The sequence below is a fragment of the uncultured Campylobacter sp. genome (assembly GCF_938045775.1).
Lineage (GTDB): Bacteria > Campylobacterota > Campylobacteria > Campylobacterales > Campylobacteraceae > Campylobacter_B.
Genome location: NZ_CALIBH010000151.1, coordinates 1 through 5,445 on the forward strand (window position 1 = coordinate 1; position 5,445 = coordinate 5,445).

General features: G+C 38.7%; 3 protein-coding genes. 1 reads left to right on the top strand and 2 read right to left on the bottom strand.

The features are described 5' to 3' along the window. The first annotated feature begins 134 nt into the window (after window positions 1-134). Window positions 135-1,106, top strand: a complete 972-nt coding sequence (locus Q0238_RS05665) for a hypothetical protein (RefSeq protein WP_297943792.1) — start codon at window positions 135-137, stop codon at window positions 1,104-1,106. Window positions 1,107-1,818: 712 nt separating this feature from the next. Here Q0238_RS05665 and Q0238_RS05670 read toward each other — a convergent pair. Both Q0238_RS05670 and Q0238_RS05675 read right to left on the bottom strand, forming a co-directional pair. Then, window positions 1,819-2,565 carry a DUF4198 domain-containing protein gene (locus tag Q0238_RS05670; protein WP_297943794.1) on the bottom strand — a complete coding sequence of 249 codons (747 nt, stop codon included), beginning with the start codon at window positions 2,563-2,565 and terminating at the stop codon, window positions 1,819-1,821. 34 nt (window positions 2,566-2,599) lie between these two features. Next, complete coding sequence (locus Q0238_RS05675; RefSeq protein WP_297943796.1) at window positions 2,600-4,567, bottom strand: TonB-dependent receptor; 1,968 nt, start codon at window positions 4,565-4,567, stop codon at window positions 2,600-2,602. Between the last annotated feature and the right edge of the window lie 878 nt (window positions 4,568-5,445).

The following is a 5,445-nucleotide window of genomic DNA, read 5'->3' on the forward strand; positions in this document are numbered from 1 at the left end:
CTAAATACCGTTTCTGAATTTTTATATTTTAATTTTTAGGAGATGCTATCTTGAATTATTATTATAAAACTAAACTAAAAATTTGTTTTTTTGTATTGATTTGCTTTGTTATATATCATATATTCGTATGGCTATTGATAACAAAAGAGGTTTTCGATAGAAACGACGGCATGATGATAGGCGACCTTGGCAGATTATCGTATAAGATAAACTCATATTCCCCTAGAAAAACGGCAGTGACCCTACCTAGAACTCATTATATTTTGGATTCGGATTTTCAAATGAGGCAGGTAGATGTAATAACCATAGGCGATAGCTTTTCTAACGGCGGCGGGGGCGGACTAAACCCGTATTATCAGGACTATATTCAAAGCGATAAGAACCTTACGGTTTTAAATATTCCGCTAATCAACGAAAACTATTATAAGACGCTATTTTCGCTCATAAATTCCGATCTATTAGAAAAATTAAAGCCAAAATACATCATACTGGAATCTATCGAAAGACGAGCGGTGGATAGATTTGCATTCGATTTGGATAAATTTAAAAATGAAAGATCAAATTTAATAGCTCAAAAACGTGCTCCATCGTATCTACAAACCCCAAAGCCATTTTTTATAAATACATTAAACTACAATAGTGTTTTATATCGCATAGCTTACAGGTTCAACGATCATGCCTTTTTATCAAAAGTGTATTATCTGAAGCTGGATGGAGATTTTTTTACCTCCAAAGATCAAAGCGGACTATTATTTTATTATGAAGATCTATATGGGCTAGATAAATCAAATGCCGAAAATATCGCAGCGCTAAATAGAAATTTAAATGAAGTGCAGGGGCTTTTAGATAGATTCGGCATAAAACTATATTTTATGCCGATGGTAGATAAATACGATCTGTATTACGACCATATTTTGGATAAGAAATATGGGAAGAGCCGCTTTTTTGAACTGCTTCGCGAAGAGAACAAGCGATATCTATTTGTAGACACTAAAAAAATTTTAAATAGGCTAATAAAAAGCGCCGTAAAGGACGTATATTTTTCCGACGATACACATATGAGCACTATGGCACTGAAAGAGATCATAGACAATATGGAATTTTAATTTAATTAATACCGATTTAAATTTCGCGGTATCCAGTAGGTGGAAGCAGTTGTAAAAAGTTGTGAAAATATATTGCTGCATACCAAAAACATTAGAGGCTATACTGCAAATTTGAAATTTAGACTTAGAAACGAACATCCTTGTTAAATTAAAGAATCGGCGCTAGTTTCAAATTTTTAGCAGCTTTTGAACGAGACGGCTTCTAGGAGTTTTAAATGCGCGAGTAAACGCTCTAAAATCGCTTTTACATTTTTAAACGCTAAACGCGCAACTAAAATTCCAGATGGATATACACAAATACAATCGTGACGAGATTTGTAAAAGGTACGAAAATCATCTATAAAGCAGCCATTCCTCAAAGCTTGCGAGTATCGTCAAAGGGAATTTATCGGCGGCGCAAAAAGAGTAGGGCGCGAGTGGAATTTTGAATAGAGCAAAATTTGAATTAAATTTAATCTTTTGGTTTTGAACGAGGATTGTTTCAGGTGAATAGGCATTAGAAGCTGAATTTTAAAAATATGCTAGCATTTATGAAAAAGTGAGCATTCAAGCTAAAATTGAAATTTTACTAGGAAAGCTTGTCGTAGCACAATGCGCAAATCGCGACGAGTTAAAAGCGCAGCCTACGCGCGTAACCTATAAAGTCCGCGCAATATAGCGTACTCCGGCTTTTAAATTTAAAAGCCGGAGTAAAATTTAGAGCAAATTTAAACTATTTTACCTCAAAAGCAAAGGACGCGATAATCGTCTCTTCGTCGCATTTCTTTGGATCCGAAAATGCGAGTTTATTTCTTGCTTTTAGTATCCAAGGGCCCGGCTTTAGCGCCATTACCTCGATTTCGCCCTTATCGTCGGTCATACCATAAAATGCGCTCATATCTTCCAGAAATCCATCCGGTGCACCTTCAACCGCGGCATTTGCAAGCGGCTTGCCTTCAAATAGCACTTTAATTTTAAACGGCTTATTGGCTTTGAAATTTACCGGATTTTCTAAAGGTACAAGCTCGAGTCGCTCACCCACGGGCTTAGTTATGAGATCGCCTGCTTGTGTGTTGATTACGCCCTTTGCGAGCATAGTGGCGCGACGGCAAAATTTAGCGTCTTTGATAGTATCTTTCGTGCCGCCCATATGCCATTTGCCGCTTTTATCCTCGGTCCAAAAGGTCGGTTTATATTGCCCGGTAATGATATAGACGCCTTCCGGCTGCTTTTCGCCCTCAAATTTATAGTTTTCGCTCGTGCGCTTTAGCTCGATTTTTTTGCCGTTTTTATCTATGACTACGGGGATTTCAAAATTATTCTCCCTCTGCTTATCGATCGGCTCGCACGTGGCAAATCCATCTCCAAATCCGATCCGAACCCTCAGTTTGTCGTCATTTTGACCCGCAAGCCAAAAATCATGCGCGCCCGTTACGCTAAATGCACCTAAAACTGCCAATGCAGCTAAACTTTTCCTCATTTTTAATCCTTTCTTTTAATAAAATTTACTAAATTTAAAAACTATATCTTACGCCGACGCCGAGCGTTCTGCCTTTGCCATAGGTGATCAAGACATTACTCGCTCTGTCGCGTATGTGCGAGAAATACTCTTTGTCGGTTAAATTTTTGACGTAAAAATACACGTCAAAGCCATCTTTTAGGTAGCCTACTTTTGCATCCGCCGTAAAATAGCTCTTTTGGGCTAGCTTATTTTGAGCATCGAAGTAGGTCTTGCCGATCATATTTCCGTCCAGTCTTGTATAAATTCCCATCGGAGCGTAGTATGACGCGCCCAAAGAGAGCTTATACTCGGGGTTTTTCTCGATTTTATTACCTTTATTATTTGTGCCGTCTTTGTTGATATAGTCTCCGTATTTGGTCTTTAGCAGACTTGCGGCTAAATTTATATCAAGCTCCTTGCTCGCTTTTGCGACGCCTTCAAATTCCACACCCATAGATTTTGATTTATCGGCGTTTGCGGTTGAGTAGATGTTGGGGTTATTGGGGTCGGTATAAAATATATGCGTGCCCTTGATGTCCATATAAAATAGCGCGGTAGAAAATCTAAAGCTCTCATACGAACCCTTTACACCGATCTCGTAGTCATCGCTCGTCTGTGCGTCAAATTTATTATCCTCCCTGCTGCCGCCGGTGGTGTAGAAATTAAAGCCGCCGGCTAGATAGCCCTTTGAATACATCGCGTAAATATTTAGCTCGTCGGTGATATCGTATCCAAGTGTGATTTTTGGCAAAAACGTCCTAAATGTCGCTTTTTCGTCCATCGAAAACGCGAGCGCACCGGGATTGTGTCCCAGCTCGTATGAAAAGTAATCGACCTTTGTGTGTTTTCTGATCTGCTGATACCTGCCGCCAAGCGTAGCATCAAATTTGCTCGTGATCGGATAGATGATCTGACCGAATACCGATGCCGTCTGCGCGCGATTGATTGAAGGCCAATCCTCGACTATCGTCCTACCGCCGTCGCCGTATTGGTCGCCGATCGGGCCGAAGACTTGCTTTTCGTTTTCGTAATAAAGCCCGCCGACCCATTTGAAGCTTTGCTCGTCTACGCTACTAAATCTAAGCTCCTCGGAGAAGGTATCATTTTTAGAATTTAAAAATGTAATTAGCCCGTAGTGATCGGGGTCGAGATAGGTTATTTTACTACCGAAATCCTCGTCGTAAAGCCCGTCTTTTTTGGCTCTACGAAAGGTCGTAGCCGAGGTCGCGTCAAATTTGTCAAATTCATATTTTAGATCTAACGCTCCCGAGCTTGAAGTTTGCTTGACACGGGCGGGAGTTTCTAAGTTTATATGCTTGGCTTCGCTTTTTGAGATATTGCCAAATCTCGATTTTGGGATAAAAAGCTCGTCGAGCGAGCCGTCCTGGCGGTGAAAAAGATCGCCGTAAATTTTAATCGTAAAACGATCGGTCGGCACTATCTTTAAATTTAGTCCGAAATTGTAATTTTTCTTGTCGTTGGCTTTATCTCCGTTTAGATCGTTGATGATCCAGCCGTCCTCTTTGGACGCCGAGCCGTTTAAGCCTAAAAAAAATAGTTTATCATCAATCAGCGCGCCGCTGGTTTCAAAAAGACCTAGCATGTATTTGTGCGAGCCATATTCGGCGCCGACGCTGCCGCTCCACTCGTTAGTCGGCTCTTTTAAAACGATATTAATGATGCCGCCGATTGAGTCTTTGCCGTAGATCGCACTGCTAGGACCTCGCAAAACCTCGACGTGATCGATATTTGTAACGGGGATATAGGCTGCGTCTTTGTTACTTTGCGCTACGCCGTCGACATAGACCGTGACGGGGTTAGAACTCGTATATATCGAAGGATTGAGTCCTCTAGTACTGATGCCCTCGTACATTCCGCCTACACCGGTAATGTTTGGCATAGTTTTTACCAGCTCCTCGACGTTTTTGACATCGCGCTCTTGTAACTCAGTATCGTTTACGACGCTGATACTTTGTGGCACATCCTTTAAATTTTCGCTTATTTTGTTTGCGGTAACTTCTACTTCGCCGAGATTTACGCTTTGCTTAGTTTGCTCGTCGGCTATGGCTGGATTTGTGGCGCTTAATAAAAGTAGGGTAGCTGCAGCTTCAGAGAGAGAGAGAGAGAGAGAGAGTAAAAACTTTCAAAATTTAACTCCTAAAATCTGATAAAATTTTCGCGTTATTATATCAGATGAGATAATCATTGTCAATACTATTACAATATTAAATTAATGTAGAATATAAGTATGATTTATATTGAATTTAATGTTGCAAATTTAGATACAAAATAGGGCAATACAATAAACTTATTATAATTTAAATAAATACGTCCATAAAAATTTATGGAAAAATGATGCTAAATTAATAAAATCAAAAAATTCATTTTTATAAATCGTTTACTACATAGAAATCATTAATAGGAAAATATATATCAGTAGTTCATCATTTTTCAATTTTTTGGAGCAAAAACACTATAATTCTAGGTATTCTATATTGAAAACTATAATTTTCAAGTAAAAATTCAACACAAAATTAACGTATAATTATATGAATAATTTCATGTATTTTTAACGTATTTGTTGTTTTATTAATGGTTTTTATTAGGAGAATTTTACATATTATCGTGACTTCAAATAAAATCAACATGACGATGTGTTTTTGTAAGAATTAAAATAGATAATATCTGAATTGGGCGGAAATAAAATTTTGCTTATGGTAGAGATTTAAATTTAAAATATGGGAAGTTATTGCCCCTAGAAAATGCCCTCTTTTATTCAATAACCAGGCGCATTAGATACATATCCTCGCCGTCGATTACGCTGATTTCGGAGCTTTTGCAGCGCGGACAAGAAAAGTC

Excerpts from the sequence above, each read along its gene's own strand:
- Q0238_RS05670 (WP_297943794.1), bottom strand. The coding sequence starts at position 2,565 with ATGAGGAAAAGTTTAGCTGCATTGGCAGTTTTAGGTGCATTTAGCGTA.